Genomic DNA, 16,597 nt, shown 5'->3' on the forward strand with positions numbered 1-16,597 from the left:
CTGTTCCACGGGCCCGTCGCTACGTCCGCGACCTGCTGAAAGGGACCGACCACCCACACATCGACGGCGCCGCCGACGATGTCACCGGTGACGCCTCGGTCGACTGGCGGGCGCGGTTGCGCGTCCGGGTTCCCGAGCACATGATCCCGTCGGCGTGGGTGGTGCTGGACGCCCTGCCGACCACCCCCAACGGCAAGCTCGACCGCGCCGCCCTGCCCGCCCCCGGCCGCACGGGCGCGGACGAGTTCAGGGTGCCGCCGAGAGACCCGGTCGAGGGGCGGGTCGCGGCGATCTGGGAGGAGCTGTTCGACGTCCCCATGGTCGGGGTGTTCGACGACTTCTTCGACCTGGGCGGGCACTCGCTGCTGGCGCTCCGGCTGGCCGTGCGGGTCAGGCAGGAGTTCGGCAGGGAACTGCCCGTGGCGACCGTGCTGGCCTCGCCGACCGTGGCGGGCCTGGCGGACGTGCTGCGCCGCCCGGAGGACCTGGGCGAGCAGCGGGTGGTGACGCTCAACGCGGACGGCGACCGCGTCCCGATCGTCCTGGTGCACGCCCTGGGCGGGCAGGTCTTCCGCTACCACCCGATGGCCCGCAGGCTCGGCCCCGACCAGCCCGTCTACGCGATCGCGGCCAGCGGCCTGGCGCCCGGCGAGGACCCGCACACCACCATGGCCGACATGGTCGAGGACTACGTCGACCGGCTGCGCGCCGTCCGTCCCAGCGGGCCGTACGTGCTGGGCGGGTTCTGCATCGGCGGGAACATCGCGCTGGAGATGGCCAGGCGGCTGCGCGACCTCGGCGAGGAGGTACCGCTGCTGGTGCTGTTCTACTCCGACGCGGACGAGCCCGTGATCACCAGCTCGCTGGAGGACGACGCCTCGCTCATGACCCACGCGCTGGCGGGAGGGCCGCTGGAGACGGACACCGCGGAGTTCGCCTGCCTCGACCCCGAGGAGATGCTGATGGCGGTCATCGCCGCCGCCGGGCGGGAGCGGCGGCTGGCGCCCGACACCGCCGACGTCGAGCAGGCCCGGCGTTTCCTGCGGGTGTTCCGGGCCAACGCCCACGCGGTCGGCCGCTACCGGCACGAGCCGTACGACGGTGACGTGGCGCTGTTCGCCCCCGCCGGTGACCGGCCCGATCTGGGCTGGAGCGGCGTGGTGAAGGGGAACCTCGCGATCGAGGCGATTCCCGGCGAGCGCGTGGTCATCCTGTTCGAACCCCTGGTCGCCGAGGCGGCCGCCAAGCTGAGGAGTTGGATCGACCATGGCGTCACCGGACACTGAGAGCCCCAAGAGCGCGGGGCCGCCACAGGGCACCGGGAGCACCGGGAGCACCGCGACGGCCGGGGCGCCCGGAACGGCCGGCGGTACCCGGAGCACCGGGAACGGCGAGCCCGCCGCGGGCCCCGAGGTCCTCGACGTCCCCCAGGACGCCCCGGTCGCCGGAGTCCCGAAAACTCCCGCAGCCCCGGAAACCCCCGCAGCCTCCGGCGGTCCCGAGACCTCCGAGGGCTCGGGAGGCCCCGGAGGGCCCGGGGAGTCCGGGGATCCCGGCGCCCCCGGAGGCGAGAAGCGGCCCGAGGGGACCGGCGGCGACGACGGCCTCTGGCGCAACCAGGACTTCCTGCGGCTGTGGACCGGCCAGACCCTCTCCCAGTTCGGCTCGCAGATCTCGTACGTGGCGATCCCGCTGATCGCCGTCGTCACCCTGGGCGCGAGCGCGACCGAGATGGGCGTCCTCGGGGCGCTGATCCGGCTGCCGATGCTCGGGTTCCTGCTGTTCGGCGTCTACATCGACCGGATGCGCAAGCGGCCCGTGCTGATCTGGTCGGACCTGGGCCGGGCCGCGGTGCTCGCCCTGGTGCCGCTGCTGTACGTGATGGACAGCCTCACGCTCGGGGTGCTGTACGCGGTCGTGTTCGTCCTGAGCCTGCTGTCGGTGCTGTTCCAGGTCGCCTACCGCTCCTACTTCCCGTCGCTGGTCCCGCTGCGGCACCTGGGCGACGGCAACGGCAAGCTGCAGCTGAGCGAGTCGCTGGCGCAGACCGCCGGGCCCGGCGCGGCGGCGGCGCTGATCAAGGTGGTGGCCGCGCCACTGCTGATCATGATCGACGTGCTCTCCTACCTGTTCTCCGCGATCGCCGTCCTCCTCATCCGCAAGCGCGAGGAGGTGCCCACCCCGGACGACGAGACGGCCGTGAGCGTGCACCGGGCGATCTGGGCGGGCTTCCGGTGGGTGATGGACCAGCCGATGATCCGGCCGCTGGCCATCGCCAGCGGGCTGTACTCGTTCTTCGTCATGGGCGCGATGCAGTCGATCTACGTGTTGTTCCTGCTGCGGGGCGGCCCCGACCTGCCGGTGGAGTGGGTGGGCATCGTCATGGCGACCGGCGGCGTCGGCGCCATCCTCGGCGCGACCCTGTCGGTGCGGACCATGCGCCGCATGGGGATCGGCCCGACGCTGCTGTGGAGCACGGTCGTCGGCAACTGCGCGCTGCTGCTGGTGCCGTTCGCGTCGGGGCCGGTCTGGCTGGCCGCCGGGATGCTCGGCCTCTCCCAGTTCGTCGTCTGGGCGAGCAACCAGGTCTTCTTCGTCAGCAACATGACGCTGGTGCAGTCGATCACCCCGCCGCACCTCCAGGCCAGGGTGATCGGCACGATCTACTCCCTCGGGCTGATCCCTGCCCCGCTCGGCGCCCTGGGCGCGGGCCTGCTCGGCGAGACCCTCGGCCTGCGCCCGGCCATCCTGTTCGCGGTGATCGCCGGAGCCATCCTGCCGATCCTGCTGCTGGTCTCCTCCCCGATCCCGAAGGTGAAGGAGATTCCCGGCACCTGACCGCCCGTGCGACGGCACCCGTCCCCGGACCCCACCGGGGACGGGTGCCGGTACGGGAGAGGATGATGGTGGGCAAGGGGGCGGGCACGGCCGAGGGAATGCCCTGGGCGGCCGCCCGGCTCGATCGCGCGACCTACGGTGCCATCGTCCTTCACATCCCGCTTCCACCCGGTAGGAGAACCATGACCACACTCGCCGACAGGACCATCGCGGCTCTGCGTACCACCCACGACGAGCTGGCGGCCTTCGTCCGGGGGCTGGACGCCGCCGACCTCACCCGGCCCTCCGGCTGCTCGGAGTGGAGCGTCGCCCAGGTGCTCAGCCACCTCGGCAGCGGCGCCGAGATCGCCTTGGCGACGCTGCGCGCGGCGCAGGACGGCGAGGAGGCCCCGGGCCAGGACTTCAACCACCCGGTGTGGGACCGCTGGAACGCGAAGGAGCCCGAGGAGCAGGCCGAGGACTTCCTCGCCGCCGACGCCGACATCGTCTCGGCGTTCGAGAGCCTCGACGCCGGCGCCCGCGAGCGGCTGCAGATCAAGCTGGGATTCCTCCCCATGCCGGGCAGCGTCGCGCTGGTGGCCGGGATGCGCCTGAACGAGGCCGCCCTGCACGCCTGGGACGTCATGGTCGCCTTCGACCCCAAGGCCACCGTCGGGCGGGACGCCGCCGGGGTGCTGACCGACCTGTACGCGGGACCGCTCGATTTCCTGATCGGTTTCATCGGCAGGCCGGACGGCCTGGACCCGCGCCTGGCCACCACCCTCCGGGTCGAGACGACCGACCCCGAGAACCTCCAGGGACTCACCCTCGGGGAGACCGTCGGCTTCAGCGATGCCCCGGAGCCGGCCGACGTCACCCTGGCGCTTCCCAGCGAGGCCTGGGCGCGCCTGCTCAGCGGCAGGCTGGCCCCCGAGCACACCCCGCCGTCGGCGACCGTCACCGGCGACGGCGTCACCCTGGACGACCTCCGCCGGGTGTTCCCCGGCTTCTGACGACCGCCCGGACCGGGCCCGGCCGCACCGCTCGCGGGCAGTCTCGGCCCGGCCGCGCGAACGGCGAGGATCAGTACACGTCGCGCACGTAGCGCCTGCTGGTGGCCAGGTGCTTGACGTACACGGCGGCCTCGTCGTCGCCGAGGCCGCCGTGGACGGTGGCGATCTCGCGCAGGGTCCGGTCGACGTCCTTGGCCATCCGGCTGGCGTCACCGCAGACGTACAGGTGGGCGCCGTCCTGGAGCCAGGACCAGAGCCGGCCGCCGTGCTCGCGCATCCGGTCCTGGACGTAGACCTTGGCACGCTGGTCGCGGGAGAAGGCGAGGTCCAGCCGGGTCAGCAGCCCGCCCTGGTAGAACTCGTTGAGCTCGTCGCGGTAGTAGAAGTCGCTGGAGCGCCGCTGCTCGCCGAAGAAGAGCCAGTTGCGGCCGGAGTGGCCCAGGGCCCGGCGCTCGTCCAGGAAACCGAGGAAGGGCGCGACGCCCGTACCCGGGCCGACCATTATCATCGGGGTGGCCGGATCCGCCGGTGGGCGGAAGTGCCTGTTGCGCTGGACGAAGACGGGCACGGAGGCGTGCTCGGGACTGTCGGCGAGGAAGGACGAGCACACCCCGTTGCGCGCCGTACCGCGCGGGTTGTCGAAGCGGACGACCGAGACCGTCAGGCGCACCCGGTGGGGGTCGACCAGCGGGCTGGAGGAGATGGAGTACAGGCGCGGCCGCAGGCGCTTGAGGACGTCCGCCCACTCCTGGGCCGTGGCCCGGACGGAGAGCTCGCCGACCACGTCGACGGCCTGGCGGCCCCAGGTCCACTTGGCCAGCTCTCCCCCGTTGCCCGACCGCAGGAACCGGGTGAGATCGCGGTCGCGGGTACGTTCGGCGACGAACCTGAGCAGGCCGGAGGTGATCCTGGTGATCTCCAGGTGGTTTCGCAGGGCCTCACCGAACGGGACGGGGCCGAGGCCGGGGATCTCGACGACGTCGTCGGGGCCGAGACCGGTCACGGCCAGCCATTCGGTGACCAGGCCGGCGCTGTTGACCGGCAGCACCCCGAGCGCGTCACCGGCCTGGTAGGCCAGCTCGCCGCCGGTGTCGAAGGTGAACTGCCGCACCTCCTTGGCCGATCCCGGCAGGCTGAGCAGCCGGTTACCGGTCAGGGGGGCGCTGAACGGCGCGGCCCTGCCGGACCCCGTCCCCGGCTCGGGCTCAGGCTCAGGTTTGGGGGACGTCGTCCCGGGAGCCGGGGGCGTCCGCCCGAGGCCCGAGGACGCCGGCCCGAGGCTCGGGAGTGCCGGCTTCGCCGGCCCGGGACCCGAGAAGGCCGGCCCGGGACCAGAGGACGCCGGCCCGGAACCGGAGGACGCCGGCCCGGGACCAGAGGACGCCGGCCCGGGGCCCGGCGTCGATCCGGGGCCCGTGCGCGCCGGCTCGGGCCCCGGACCCGCCGGACCCGCCGGGGAAGGCGAGGAGGGCGGGGAAGGCTCGGCGAGGGTGGTGAGCAACTGCTCGAGCCAGCCCAGGGCCCGCGAATGGTCGTCGGGCTCGCAGTCCACGCGGGGGGCCATGCGCTGGGCGCCCAGCTCCTCGAGGCGCTGGTCGAGCCGTCGCCCGTGGCCGCAGAAGTCGTCGTAGCTGGAGTCGCCGAAGGCGAGGACGGCATAGCGCACGCCGTCGAGCCGGGGGGCGCCGGATCCGATGAGGGCCTCCCAGAATCCGACGCCGTTGTCGGGGGCCTCGCCGTCGCCGAAGGTGCTGGAGATGACGAGCAGGTCCGCGCCGCGGGGAATGCTGTCCGGGGCGCAGTCGGCCATGCTGACCAGCCGGGGGGCCCGCCCCGCGCCGGTCAGCCGGTCGACGCTGGTGGCGGCGAACTCCTCGGCGTTCCCGGTCTGGGAGGCCCACAGGACGACGATGTCACGCGCCGGCGGCACCGGGTCGCCGGTCTCGCGCCGGGGCGGCGGCGCGAGGGTGCGGGAGAACATCCCGGCCAGTACCCCGTTGATCCACAGGGCGTGGGCGGGATCGACGGGCGCGTGCTCCGGCAGGACCGGCACGACCGTGCCGGCGGACGCCGTGCCACCGGGGGCGGATGCCGCGCCGTCGGGAACGGATGCCGTGCTGTCGAGGGCGGACAGGAAACCGGCCATGTAGCGGCGCTCGTGGTCGGCGAGCGACGGCGGCGTCAGGTCGGCCACCCCGAGCAGGTCGGCCAGCGCGGCGATCCGGGCGGGCTGAGCGGCCTCCGGCGCCGTTCCGGCGTACTCCGGGACCGTGTACTGCGGCCCCGCGGGGAAGGCGATCGCCCGGGCCTGCTCGGAGATCGCGGGGAATCCCGCCGTCCCGGCGGTCTCCGGAGCGGCCGGGGACGCCTCGGAGGCGACCCTGGTGAGGGAGACCGCGCACGCCTTGAACTCGGGCTGGAAGGAGACGGGGTCGACGGCGTCGCTGGTGACCGCGTTGACGCTGAGGTACTCGCCGAACAGGTCGTTCCAGTGGAACGGCGCGAAGCAGTTGCCCGGCATGACGCGGTCGCTCAGCCGGGCGGGCAGCACGGCCCTGCCGCGCCGGGAGGCGATCTCCACCAGGTCGCCCTCGCCGATCCCGTGCTCGGCGGCGTCCCGGGGGTGGATCTCGACGAAGGGCCCGGGGTTGAGCTTGTTGAGCTTGGTGACCCTTCCCGTCTTGGTCAGGGTGTGCCACTGGTGCTGCAGCCTGCCGGTGTTGAGGACGAAAGGGTAGGCGTCGTCGGGCAGCTCGGCGGCGGGCAGGTGCGGGCGGGGGAAGAAGGCGGCCCGGCCGTTCGGGGTGGCGAAGGCGAGGCGCGGGCGGCTGCCGTCGGGCAGGGTGAGCGGTGCCTGGCTGGTGCCGTCGTTGAGGTAGCGGACGGGATTGCGGTCACCGCCGCCCGGCGGGCTCGGCCACTGGACGGGGGTCTCGCGCAGCCGCTCGTAGGTGACGCCCCGCAGGTCGTAGCCGGTCTTGGGGTTCCACGCCCGCTTGATCTCCTCGAACACCTCCTCCGCGCTGTCGTACGAGAAGGCGTGCTCGAAGCCCATCTCGCAGGCGACGCGGGCGATGATCCGCCAGTCGGGCAGCGCCTGCCCCGGCGGTTCCACGGCCTGCCGGAGCAGGGTGAGGTTCCGCTCGGAGTTGACCATCACGCCCTCGGTCTCGGCCCACATGGCGCCGGGCAGGACCACGTCGGCGTAGGCGTTGGTCTCGGTGGCGGCGAAGACGTCCTGGGTGACGACGAACTCGGCGGCCTCCAGGCCCGCGATGACGGTCCTGCGGTTGGCGACGCTGGCGACCGGGTTGGTGCAGATGATCCAGCACGCCTTGATCTCGCCCTCGGCCATGCGCGAGAACATCTCGACGGTCCCCTGCCCGACGTCGGTGCGCAGGGTGCCGGGCGGCAGGTTCCACAGCTCCTCGGTGAAGAGGCGGTCCTCCTCCACCAGCACCGAACGCTGGCCGGGCAGGCCGGGCCCCATGTAGCCCATCTCGCGCCCGCCCATGGCGTTGGGCTGGCCGGTCAGGGAGAACGGGCCGCTGCCGGGACGGCAGATCGCGCCGGTGGCCAGGTGCAGGTTGCACAGCGCGTTGGTGTTCCAGGTGCCGTGCGTGCTCTGGTTGAGCCCCATCGTCCAGCAGCTCATCCACTCCCCCGCCGCGCCGATCCACTCGGCCGCCCGGCGCAGGTCGTCCTCGGGGATGCCGGTGAGGGCGGCGACCGTCTCGGGCGGGTAGTCCCGCAGGAAGTCCGGCATCGCCTCCCAGCCGTCGGTGTGGCGCTCGACGAACTCGTGGTCGACGTGGCCGCCCTCGACCAGCAGGTGCAGCAGCCCGTTGAGCAGGGCCAGGTCGGTGCCGGGCCTGACCTGCAGGAACAGGTCGGCCTTGTCGGCGGTGGCGGTGCGGCGGGGATCGACCACGATGAGCTTGGCCCCGGCCTTGACCCGCTCCATCATCCGCAGGAACAGGATCGGGTGGCAGTCGGCCATGTTCGCGCCGATCACGAAGAACAGGTCGGCGCGGTCGAAGTCCTCGTAGGAGCCGGGCGGGCCGTCCGACCCGAGCGACAGCTTGTAGCCGCTGCCCGCGCTGGCCATGCACAGCCGGGAGTTGGACTCGATCTGGTTGGTGCCGACGAAGCCCTTGGCGAGCTTGTTGACCAGGTACTGCGCCTCCAGCGTCATCTGGCCGGACACGTAGAACGACAGCGCGTCCGGCCCGTGCTCGTCCAGGATCTGCCGCAGACGCCGGGCGGTCTCGCTGATCGCCGCGTCCACGCTCGCCGGCACGGGCTCGGCTCCCCGGTCGGGCCTGACCAGCCCGCTCTCGAGGCGGCCGGGGGCGGCGAGCATGTCCGCGGTGGTGGCTCCCTTGGTGCACAGCCGGCCGGCGTTGGCCGGGTGACTCTTGTCACCGGAGGCCTTGACGACCCGGCGCCGCCCGTCCACCTCCAGGACGATCCCGCAGCCGACGCCGCAGTACGAGCAGACCGTCTTCACTTTCTCTGACGCCGCCATAGGTCCCTTCTCCCTGAGCAGGGGCCCCTGACGTCCTCCGCCGGACAGCGGGAACGCCAAAGCCGCATCGGGCGGATCCAACGACGGAAACATAAGAAACAGGCGTTACGTAGATGTCACAGATGTTCGCGCTCGGCTGTTACATCCGCCTAACCGCCGATCTCCCCCGGCCACGCGCGGCTCTCTCGGCCATGCTCCCGGGGCACGCCCGCGCGTCGTGCCGGGCGCGGCGAGCGGGCCGTGACCGTGGTTCAGGATCCCCTGGGAGCGCCGTTCGCCGGCCCGGAACCCCCGAAGGCGAGATACCGGCGGAAGGCTTCTTGACCGTCCGGGACGAACGGTCGCCTCTCCACGGATCGTCGCAGCTCGGTGCCTGTCAGCCAGCCGTGCCAGGCGATCTCCGCGGGATCGGGGACGCCCTCGCCGGGGATCACGGCTTCGTGCACCCCGAGCCAGTACGGGCTGATCCTGATCATCCACGCGCTCGACGGGTTCGGCCACGCGGATCACTGTCCGTGGGTGAGGTCGAGCCGGGCCAGCCGGTCGGGGTCGGACAGGATGTCGATCGTGGCGATCCTGCCGTCGGCGACGGTGAAGCTCATGACGGAGAACACCCGGCCGTCGACGGTGTTGACCAGGCCGGCGAGGCCGTTGACGAGCGCCGGGTGGGTGGCGGCGCCGGTGGCCATGCGCTGGAAGGTGGCGAGCTGTCCGGCTACGGCCGCCATGCCACGGATGACCTTCATGCCGCCGGCGAGCATCCCGCCGTCGGCGCGCAGCACCACGTCGGGGTCGAGGATGGACACCAGCGCGGCGAAGTCGCCGCCGCGGGCTGCGGCGAGGAACGCGTCCACCACCCGGCGCTGATCGGCCAGGTCGGGGTCGGGATTCGGGGCTGCGCCGCGGACGCGTTGGCGGGCGCGGCTGGCGAGCTTCTTGGCCGCCACCGGGGTGCGGTCCACGATGGGCGCGATCTGCTCGAACGGCAGACCGAACATGTCATGGAGCACGAACGCCAGCCGTTCGGCCGGGGTCAGGGACTCCAGCACGACCAGCAGCGCCAGCCCCACCGAGTCGGCCAGCAGCACTTCCTGCTCCGGGTCGACGGCATCCGCGCGGCTGATCACCGGATCGGGCAGGCGGTCCTCCAGCGACTCCTCGCGCCGGGCCTTACGGGTGCGGAGCATGTCGAGGCACACCCGGCCGACCACGGTGGTCAGCCAGCCGCCCAGGTTGCCGATGTCACCGGAGTCCGAGCGCGCGAGCCGCAGCCACGCCTCCTGGACCGCGTCCTCGGCCTCGCTCAGCGAGCCGAGCATGCGGTAGGCGACCGCCTTCAGGTGCGGGCGGTGTCCCTGGAACCGGTCGGCCAGGAAGTCATGGGTCGTCACGGTCGCATTCCTCTCATCTCGGCCACGTCAGAACACTGACGCATCAAACCAGCGGAAGGTGACCGCGAACGCACCCGGTCACCTTCTCTCCGGACCGTCCGTCATGCCGGCGACCGACACTCAATCACGAAGGGTTGCCGACGATGAGCAGGACGGATGTCCACGGAACGGTCGCGGACGGCTTCGAGCAGGTGCGCGAGGCGTTCGCCGCGGAGGTGGCCGAGCAGGACGGCCAGGGCGGCTCCCAGCTCGCCGTCCGCGTGCACGGCCGGCAGGTGGTCGACCTGTGGGCAGGGGAGGAGGTGAGCGGCGGCACGCTGACCGGGGTCTACTCCTCCACGAAGGGCGCCGCGACGCTGGTGACGGCGCTGCTGGTGCAGGAGGGGGTTCTCGACCTGGACGAGCCGGTGGCCCGGCACTGGCCGGAGTTCGCCGCCGCCGGCAAGGACGCGATCACGCTGAGGGACGTGCTGACGCACCGCTCCGGCGTCATCGGCGTCGACGGAGGGCTGTCGGCGGCCGAGCTGGCCGACGACGCGGTGATCGCGCGTCGCCTGGCCGGGCAGCGGCCGTACTGGAAGCCGGGCTCGGCCTACGGCTATGGCGGGTTCGTCTCGTTCGCGCTGGTGAACGAGGTGATCCGGCGGGTGACCGGGCGGTCGCTCCAGCAGGTCTACGACGAGCGCATCCGGATTCCGTACGGGCTGGAGCTCTACCTGGGGTTGCCCGAGGCCGAGGAGGAGCGGTTCCGGCCGATCCGGTGGTGGACCGCGACACCGGAGCAGGAGGCCGCGTTCTGGTCGGACGTGCCCGGTCCGCACAGCGTTCTCGGCATCGGCTACGGGCTCAACAGCACGCCGCCGCTGGACCAGGTGGCTTTCGCCAACAGCCGCGCCGTCCGCGCCAACGGCCAGGCGTCGGCCGGCGGGGTGGGCAGCGCGCGCGGTCTGGCGGGGCTGTACGCGGCGGCCGTCTGGGGCATCGGCGGACGCCCGGCGCTGCTCGACCCGGACAGCGTCGGCGAGTTCTCCATGCTGCACTCCACCGGCGGTGACCTGGTCCGCGGCGAGCAGGGCAACTACGCGCTCGGGTTCCAGGCCAAGGGTCTGCGGTACGGGTTCCTCAGCGCGAACGCGTTCGGCCACGACGGTTCGGCGGGCTCGGAGGCCTTCGCCGACCCCCGTACCGGTATCGCCTTCGGCTACACGCGGCGCCGTTTCGGGTTCGGCTGGTCCTATCCCGAACACGACCGGCTCGCCGCCGCCGTCCACCGCGCCGCCACCGCCTCCGGCGGGAGCTGACATGACCTCTCACTCCGAAACCCGCGACAGCCGCCTGGCGCTGCTGGTGATCGCGGCCGCGCAGTTGCTGATGGTGATGGACGGCACGATCGTGACGGTGGGCCTGCCCGTCATCGGAACCGGGCTCGGCATCCCCGAGGCCGACCTGGACTGGGTGCTCACCGCCTACGCCCTGGCCTTCGGTGGCTTGCTGCCGGCCGGCGGCCGCGCCGGGGACGTGTTCGGCCGGCGCAGGCTGTTCCGCGCCGGGCTGGTCGTCTTCCTGGCCGCGTCCCTGCTGGGCGGCGTGGCCGGCAACGGGACCGTGCTGATCGCCGCCCGGGTCCTGCAGGGCGCCGGCGCCGCGATCGTCGCCCCGGCCGCGCTGTCCCTGCTCGCCGACACCTTCCCCGCCGGACCGGAACGCAACAGGGCGCTGGGCGTCTACGGCGCCATGGGCGGTCTGGGCTCGGTCGCCGGCCTGCTGCTGGGCGGCGCGCTCACCGAGTACCTGGGCTGGCGATGGATCATGTTCGTCAACGTGCCCATCGCGCTGCTGGTCCTGGCCGGGACGTTCGCGCTGGTGCCCGGCACGCGTGAGCGCGGCGGTCTCGACCTGCCCGGCGCGGCCACCGTGACCCTGGCCCTCGGTGCGCTGGTGTACGCGATCAACCGGGCCGGGTCCCACGGCGTGGGCGACGGGCTCACCCTGACCTTCGGCGCGGTCGCCGTGGCGCTGCTCGTGACGTTCGCGTTCATCCAGCGCGGCGCGCGCAGCCCGACGCTGCCCGCGGGCGTGCTCGCCGATCGCGGCAGGCTCGGCGCCAACCTGGTCATGCTGCTCATGGGCGCCGGGCAGCTGGCCACGTTCTACTTCCTCACCCTCTACATGCAGACGATCAAGCAGTACTCCCCCATGATCACCGGGCTTGCGTACCTGCCGTTCGCGATCGGCATCGGCCTCGGCTCCGGCGTGCTCGGCCCTCGGTTGCAGGCCCGCGCCTCCATCCGGATCGTCCTGGTGACCGGGATGGCGGTGGCCGCCGCGGCGATGGGCTGGTTCAGCCTGCTGGCCCCTGACCAGAACCCTCTGCTGGTGCTGCTGCCCGCGCAGCTCGCCGGCGGCATCGGCCTGGGCATCGGCTTCGTCGCCGCCACCGTCGGCGGCGTCCAGGGCGTGGCGCCACGCGACTCGGGCATCGCCTCCGGCCTGGTCAACACCAGCCAGCAGATCGGCGGCGCCCTCGGCCTGGCCGTCCTGGCCGGCGTCGCGGTCAGCGCCATCGCGAGCCGGCCACAGGGCACGCCCCTGCATGACGCGCTCACCGGTGGCTACACCGCCGGCATGCTCGGCGCGGGCGGCTTCTACCTGGCCGCGATCCTCACCGCCGTCCTCCTCCTGCGCCCCCGGCCCACGAGCCGGGACGCCGAGCCCACGCCGGAAGTCCTCGGCGGCACACCCGGATGAGATCGAATCGCCTCACCGGTCACCTTCGCCCCTCGCGATCCGTCAGAGCAGTGATCCACCGTAGAAAACCCAGAAGGGAAACCCTCACCATGACCACCACCGAGTCGCGCCTGCCCAACCCCGCGGTGCTCGTCCCCGAGCTCAAGGACATCGGCGGCGCCCTGTACAAGGCGACCGGGAACGGCACGATCCCGCAGACCACCATCGGCCTGGTCCAGCTACGCGCCGGCCAGCTCGCCGGCAGCACGTACCTGACCGTCCTGCACACCGGCAACCTCCGCAAGGCCGGCGCCACCGAGGAAAGCATCACCGCCGTGGCCTCCTGGCGGGACGCCCCCTACTTCACCGGCGCCGAACGCGTCGCCCTGGAACTCGTCGAGTCCGTGCTCACCCCGAACCCGTCCGGCGAGCGCGTCCCCGACGAGCTCTACGCCCGGGCCCGCGAGCAGTACGACGACAAGGCGCTCGCCACCCTCATCATGGCCATCGGCCAGGTCTGCTTCTTCCTCCCCCTGGCCCTCGTCGGCAAGCCGCTGCCGGGTGTGCCGCCGACGGAGCAGTGGAGGCCGTGACGCCCGGCCGCCCGGGGTGAGGACACGGGACCCCGTACCTCACCCCGGGCGGCGGTGCCGGACACAGGTGATCACCGAGAGCTACTTGGGGCCCTCAACTCCTGTCCGGGGACCGAAAGCCCTGAGGGTCGCGTCGACGAGCGAGTCGGCGTATGCGGCGGTCAGCGGACCGCTGCGGTGCAGCCACCGCTGGAAGAGGGGGGCGTAGAGCACTTCGAGGGCCAGGTCGAGGTCGGCGTCGGGGTCGAGCTGGCCGGCCTCCTGGGCGCTGCGCAGGCGCGCCTTCTTCGCCTCCTCCAGCGGCTGGGCCAGCTTCTCGCGGTACTCGGCCGCCAGGGCGGCATCGTTGGCGATCTCGGTGTTGAGGGCGCGGATCAGCCTGTCGAAGGACGGGTCGGCGAACTCCTCCACCGTGGCCCGCATGACGAGCTGGAGGTCGGCCTTGATCTCACCCGTGTCGGGCAGCGCGAGCGACTGCCCGTCCGTATCCTCGCTCAGAGCCAGGAGGGCGGCGAAGACGACCGCGCTCTTCGAGGGCCACCGCCGGTAGATCGTCTGCTTGCCGACGCCGGCACGGGCGGCGATGGCCTCGACCGTGACCTTCTCGTACGCCTCCTCTGCCACCAGGGCGCGGGTGGCCGCGAGGATCGCCTGCCGGGACCGTTCCTTGCGCCGGGAGTGGTCCGGTCCCTTCTCGTTGGACATGCGCCCAGTCTAGCCCTGCATCGAAACGAGACGATCCGTATTGATATAGGCAAGGGTAACGCCCTAGGGTTGAAAAGAATCGAGACGGATCGTTTCCTTTACTGAGAGTGAGGTCCCGTGGAGCACTCAAGAGTCTGGCTCATCACCGGCGCGTCCCGCGGCCTGGGCAGGGCCTTCGCCGAGGCCGCCCTGGCGGGCGGCGACCGGGTGGTGGCCGCCGCCCGCGACGTCGGACCCCTGGAGGAACTGGCCGGGAAACACCCCGACCACCTGGTCCCCCTTCCGTTGGACGTCGCCGACCGCCAAGGCGTGTTCGACGGGGTGAAGCGGGCGGCAGCCGCGTTCGGCAGGCTGGACGTCGTCGTCAACAACGCCGGCGGAATGCTCTACGGCATGGTGGAGGAAGCCACGGAGGAGCAGATCCGGGCCCATATGGATGTGAACTTCTTCGGCGCCGTATGGGTGGCCCAGGCGGTTCTTCCCCACCTGCGCGCCCAAGGCGGGGGACGACTCCTCCAGGTCACCTCGATGGGCAGCGGCGGCGGCATGGCCACCGTCGGCTTCTACGGGGCGGGCAAGGCCGCGCTGGACTCGGTCAGCGAGGCCCTGGCGATGGAGGTCGAAGGGTTCGGCGTCAAGGTCACCATCGTGCAGATGGGCGGCTACAACACCGGCCTGTTCACCGCCGGCACCACGACCACCGAACCCCTGGCGCAGTATCAGCCCCTGCGCACCGAGATGGAGGCGATGTGGGGCGACGCCCTCACCCCGGAGCCGGACACCGCTGCCCCGGTCATCATGCGGCTGGCCGCACTGCCGGACCCGCCCCGACGGCTGATAGTCGGCAGCCGGTCCTTCGATCACGTCCTGGAGATGGACCAGGCCCAGGCGGACCTTTATCGATCTTGGGAGCACCTCAGCCGTACCGCCCCGGGCTGACCGGCCCGATCCCGGCGTCGAAGACCTCTCAGCCGACCAGGTCCGCCACCAGCTCCAGTTGTTCCAGGCGGAGCCTGAGCGTCGGGGTGACCAGGCCGACGACGAGGGAGGTCGCGCCCGCCTCGCGGTAGGCGGCGACCCGTTCGCGGAGCTTGCCGGGCGGCCCGCACATGGTCATCGCGTCGACCAGGCCGTCCGGGAGCAGCGACATCGCCTCGCCCTGGCGCCCGCCCAGGAACGCCTCCTGGATCGCCTCCGCCTCCTTCTCGAAGCCCAGGGAGCGGGCCAGGCGGTTGTAGAAGTTGGTACGGCGCGAGCCCATGCCGCCCAGGTAGAGGGCGAGCATGGGCCGCATCATGTCGTAGGCCAGTTCCTCGTCGTCGTCGACGAGGGTGAGGATCATCGGCGCGACGTCGAAGCCGTCCAGGCTACGACCGGCCCGCGCCGCGCCCGCGCGCAGGTGGGCCGTGCGCTCGGCCAGGTGCTCGGGCGGGAAGTGGATCGCGAGCCAGCCGTCGGCCAGCTCCCCGGCGAGCGCGGTCGTCTCCGGGCCCATCGCGCCGAGATAGACGGGAAGGTGCTTCTGGACCGGGGAGACGCCCAGGGACAGCTCCTTGCCCTGCCCGCCGGGGAGCGGCAACGTCATGGTCTGGCCCGAGTAGCTCACCGGGCGGCCTTCCAGCGCCAGCCGCAGCACCGACAGGTAGTCGCGGGCGCGGGCCACCGGCCGGTCGAAGCGCTCCCCGTGCCAGCCCTCCACGACCTGCGGCCCCGACACGCCCACACCCAGCCGGGCCCGGCCGCCGGAGACCTGGTCGATGGTGGCGGCCGTCATCGCCGCCACCACGGGCTTGCGGCCCGACATCTGCAGCACCCCGGTGCCCAGCGCGATCCGCTCGGTCTGGCCCGCGATCCACGCCATCAGGCTCGCCGGGTCGGTGCCGTACGTCTCGGCGGCCCACACCGACTCGTAGCCCAGCCGCTCGGCCTCGCGGACCAGGGCGAGGTGGTCGGCGGGACCGAGCCCGGCCCCGCCCCAGTAGCTCATGCTGTAACCGAGACGCATCCGATCTCCTCTGCGATGACGGTGGCGAGCAGGCCGGGGGTCTCCTCGGCCAGCCAGTGCGAGGCGTCGAGCTCGCGCATCGACGGCCGCGCGACGCTCTGCCTGCGCCAGCCGAGCAGCCCGCCGCGCGACATGGAGCCGTCGCGGCTGCCGTACAGGACCGTGACGGGCACGGGCAGCGGCGGCCCCTGCCGGTGCCGGTACCGGGCGAGCATCCCGAAGTCGGCGCGCAGGGCGGGTTCGAGGATCGGCCTGAGCACCTCGCGCTCGGCCACCTCCGCCGGGACCCCGCCCAGCTCGATCAGCTGGTCCCAGAACAGCCACGACGGCAGGGACGGCAGCCTGCGCAGCAGGAGCGTGACGTCCGGCGCGGCGAAGGACCCCACGAGGAGCCGTTCGGGCCACCGCCCCCCGGACTCCGGCGAAGGAACCGGTCCCGCGAGGTCCGCCGGGAGCCCGGTCCCGATCGCTCCGGAGGCCGGGGCGAGTTCGACCAGGCGGCGGCAGACCAGGTAGGCGAGCAGCGCGCCGCTGCAGTAGCCGAACAGCGCGTACGGCTCGCGGGCGGTCGCCAGCAGGTCGCGGGCCAGGTCGTCGACCAGCTTGTCGAGGTCCTCGACCGGCGGCTCGGCCAGCCTGGCCTGGCGGCCGGGGAGGTTCACCGACCACACGTCGACCTCGTCGGGGAACCGCTCGGCCAGGCCGGTGAGCGAGGCGGGGCCGCTACCCGCGTTGGGGAAGGTGTACAGGCGGATCCGGCCCCCGGGCCGCTCCCCCACCGGTACGAACCACGGGGCAGTCATCTGGGTCCTTCCAGC

The 16,597-nt window shown here is 72.5% G+C and carries 13 protein-coding genes; 7 read left to right on the forward strand and 6 right to left on the reverse strand.

From position 1 onward, the window contains the following. From AB0G15_RS22115 to AB0G15_RS22125, 3 genes are all read left to right on the forward strand, one after another. The coding region (locus AB0G15_RS22115; RefSeq protein ID WP_362842669.1) for a thioesterase domain-containing protein at nucleotides 1-1,286 on the forward strand (1,286 nt) is incomplete at its 5' end. Further along, a complete protein-coding gene (locus AB0G15_RS22120; RefSeq protein ID WP_362842672.1) occupies nucleotides 1,267-2,838 on the forward strand; it encodes an MFS transporter in 1,572 nt (523 codons plus the stop codon). The genes AB0G15_RS22115 and AB0G15_RS22120, both read left to right, overlap by 20 nt. 182 nt (nucleotides 2,839-3,020) lie before the next feature. Next, on the forward strand, nucleotides 3,021-3,830 hold the full coding sequence (locus AB0G15_RS22125; RefSeq protein WP_362842675.1) for a maleylpyruvate isomerase family mycothiol-dependent enzyme: 810 nt from the start codon (nucleotides 3,021-3,023) through the stop codon (nucleotides 3,828-3,830). 70 nt (nucleotides 3,831-3,900) lie between these two features. Here the strand turns inward: AB0G15_RS22125 and AB0G15_RS22130 are convergent, their stop codons facing one another. The 3 genes from AB0G15_RS22130 to sigJ form a co-directional block, all read right to left on the reverse strand. Next, the gene (locus AB0G15_RS22130; RefSeq protein WP_362842678.1) at nucleotides 3,901-8,358 is read right to left on the reverse strand and encodes a molybdopterin-dependent oxidoreductase; all 4,458 of its coding nucleotides are present in this window, start codon (nucleotides 8,356-8,358) and stop codon (nucleotides 3,901-3,903) included. Nucleotides 8,359-8,609: 251 nt separating this feature from the next. Next, a complete protein-coding gene (locus tag AB0G15_RS22135) occupies nucleotides 8,610-8,834 on the reverse strand; it encodes a hypothetical protein (protein ID WP_362842681.1) in 225 nt (74 codons plus the stop codon). A gap of 30 nt (nucleotides 8,835-8,864) precedes the next feature. Then, entirely contained in the window at nucleotides 8,865-9,749 is an 885-nt protein-coding gene (sigJ, locus tag AB0G15_RS22140; protein ID WP_362842684.1) for an RNA polymerase sigma factor SigJ, read from the reverse strand. A gap of 143 nt (nucleotides 9,750-9,892) precedes the next feature. Here sigJ and AB0G15_RS22145 point away from each other — a divergent pair, with 143 nt between their 5' ends. The 3 genes from AB0G15_RS22145 to AB0G15_RS22155 all read left to right on the forward strand — a co-directional run bounded on the left by AB0G15_RS22145 (nucleotide 9,893) and on the right by AB0G15_RS22155 (nucleotide 13,069). Beyond that, complete coding sequence (locus AB0G15_RS22145) at nucleotides 9,893-11,050, forward strand: serine hydrolase domain-containing protein (RefSeq protein ID WP_362842687.1); 1,158 nt, start codon at nucleotides 9,893-9,895, stop codon at nucleotides 11,048-11,050. Between the two features lies 1 nt (nucleotide 11,051). Continuing rightward, a complete protein-coding gene (locus AB0G15_RS22150) occupies nucleotides 11,052-12,497 on the forward strand; it encodes an MFS transporter (protein ID WP_362842689.1) in 1,446 nt (481 codons plus the stop codon). Between the two features lie 89 nt (nucleotides 12,498-12,586). Next, complete coding sequence (locus AB0G15_RS22155; protein ID WP_362842692.1) at nucleotides 12,587-13,069, forward strand: carboxymuconolactone decarboxylase family protein; 483 nt, start codon at nucleotides 12,587-12,589, stop codon at nucleotides 13,067-13,069. Between the two features lie 81 nt (nucleotides 13,070-13,150). On the opposite strand, the gene AB0G15_RS22160 is transcribed toward AB0G15_RS22155, so the two are convergent. Continuing rightward, nucleotides 13,151-13,774 carry a TetR/AcrR family transcriptional regulator gene (locus AB0G15_RS22160; protein WP_362842695.1) on the reverse strand — a complete coding sequence of 208 codons (624 nt, stop codon included), beginning with the start codon at nucleotides 13,772-13,774 and terminating at the stop codon, nucleotides 13,151-13,153. Between the two features lie 117 nt (nucleotides 13,775-13,891). Here AB0G15_RS22160 and AB0G15_RS22165 point away from each other — a divergent pair, with 117 nt between their 5' ends. Beyond that, nucleotides 13,892-14,713, forward strand: a complete 822-nt coding sequence (locus AB0G15_RS22165) for an SDR family NAD(P)-dependent oxidoreductase (protein WP_362842697.1) — start codon at nucleotides 13,892-13,894, stop codon at nucleotides 14,711-14,713. Nucleotides 14,714-14,741: 28 nt separating this feature from the next. On the opposite strand, the gene AB0G15_RS22170 is transcribed toward AB0G15_RS22165, so the two are convergent. Next, a complete protein-coding gene (locus AB0G15_RS22170) occupies nucleotides 14,742-15,779 on the reverse strand; it encodes an LLM class F420-dependent oxidoreductase (RefSeq protein ID WP_362842700.1) in 1,038 nt (345 codons plus the stop codon). After that, complete coding sequence (locus tag AB0G15_RS22175) at nucleotides 15,758-16,582, reverse strand: thioesterase domain-containing protein (RefSeq protein WP_362842703.1); 825 nt, start codon at nucleotides 16,580-16,582, stop codon at nucleotides 15,758-15,760. Before AB0G15_RS22175 ends, AB0G15_RS22170 begins: the two co-directional genes overlap by 22 nt. Between the last annotated feature and the right edge of the window lie 15 nt (nucleotides 16,583-16,597).

Origin of the sequence: Streptosporangium sp. NPDC023825 (genome assembly GCF_040639575.1) — a bacterium.
Taxonomy (GTDB): Bacteria; Actinomycetota; Actinomycetes; order Streptosporangiales; family Streptosporangiaceae; genus Streptosporangium.

What these genes read in the sequence shown, in the direction of transcription:
- AB0G15_RS22125 (WP_362842675.1), top strand. Translation starts at nt 3,021, where the DNA reads ATGACCACACTCGCCGACAGGACCATCGCGGCTCTGCGTACCACCCAC.
- AB0G15_RS22160 (WP_362842695.1), bottom strand. Translation starts at nt 13,774, where the DNA reads ATGTCCAACGAGAAGGGACCGGACCACTCCCGGCGCAAGGAACGGTCC.
- AB0G15_RS22120 (WP_362842672.1), top strand. Translation starts at nt 1,267, where the DNA reads ATGGCGTCACCGGACACTGAGAGCCCCAAGAGCGCGGGGCCGCCACAG.
- AB0G15_RS22150 (WP_362842689.1), top strand. Translation starts at nt 11,052, where the DNA reads ATGACCTCTCACTCCGAAACCCGCGACAGCCGCCTGGCGCTGCTGGTG.
- AB0G15_RS22175 (WP_362842703.1), bottom strand. Translation starts at nt 16,582, where the DNA reads ATGACTGCCCCGTGGTTCGTACCGGTGGGGGAGCGGCCCGGGGGCCGG.
- AB0G15_RS22130 (WP_362842678.1), bottom strand. Translation starts at nt 8,358, where the DNA reads ATGGCGGCGTCAGAGAAAGTGAAGACGGTCTGCTCGTACTGCGGCGTC.
- AB0G15_RS22155 (WP_362842692.1), top strand. Translation starts at nt 12,587, where the DNA reads ATGACCACCACCGAGTCGCGCCTGCCCAACCCCGCGGTGCTCGTCCCC.
- AB0G15_RS22145 (WP_362842687.1), top strand. Translation starts at nt 9,893, where the DNA reads ATGAGCAGGACGGATGTCCACGGAACGGTCGCGGACGGCTTCGAGCAG.
- AB0G15_RS22135 (WP_362842681.1), bottom strand. Translation starts at nt 8,834, where the DNA reads ATGATCAGGATCAGCCCGTACTGGCTCGGGGTGCACGAAGCCGTGATC.
- AB0G15_RS22170 (WP_362842700.1), bottom strand. Translation starts at nt 15,779, where the DNA reads ATGCGTCTCGGTTACAGCATGAGCTACTGGGGCGGGGCCGGGCTCGGT.